Source organism: Prauserella cavernicola (assembly GCF_016595675.1).
Lineage (GTDB): Bacteria > Actinomycetota > Actinomycetes > Mycobacteriales > Pseudonocardiaceae > Prauserella_A > Prauserella_A cavernicola.
Genome location: NZ_JAENJH010000038.1, coordinates 1 through 463, shown reverse-complemented (window position 1 = coordinate 463; position 463 = coordinate 1). Strand labels below are relative to the sequence as shown.

Sequence of the window (463 nt, the reverse complement as noted above, 5' to 3'; positions counted from 1 at the left end):
CTCGTCGATGGCGGAGCTCACTCGGTGACGGTGGGCGGCGCGGTGAGGAACGGGCGCAGTTCGAGCCACTCGTGGATGGGCTTGCCGTCCTTGCCGGGCGCCGCGGAGAGCTCGCCCGCCAGTTCGAGGGCGCGCTCGTAGCTGTCGACGTCGATCACCATCCAGCCCGCGATCAGGTCCTTGGTCTCGGCGAAGGGACCGTCGGTGACCGGCGGGCGGCCCTCGCCGTCGTAGCGGACCCACGTGCCCTCGGGAGCGAGCGCCTGGCTGTCGACGAACTCGCCGGTCCGCTCGAGCCGCTTCGCGAAGTCCTGCATGTACGTGACGTGGGCCGAGATCTCCTCGGGGGTCCACTGGTCCATCATCACGTTGTTCACCGCGTCCGGAGCTCCGCGGTAGTGCTTGAGCATCAGGTACTTGGCCATCGTGGTTCTCCTCGGTCCTGGTGCGACCCATTCTGGTC

Annotated in this window: 1 protein-coding gene; it reads right to left on the bottom strand. The window is 68.3% G+C overall.

Annotation, left to right across the window (positions count from 1 at the left end; genetic code table 11):
• Positions 1–17: 17 nt before the first annotated feature.
• The gene (locus JHE00_RS34590) at positions 18–425 is read right to left on the bottom strand and encodes a YciI family protein (protein WP_200326416.1); all 408 of its coding nucleotides are present in this window, start codon (positions 423–425) and stop codon (positions 18–20) included.
• Positions 426–463 lie beyond the last annotated feature (38 nt).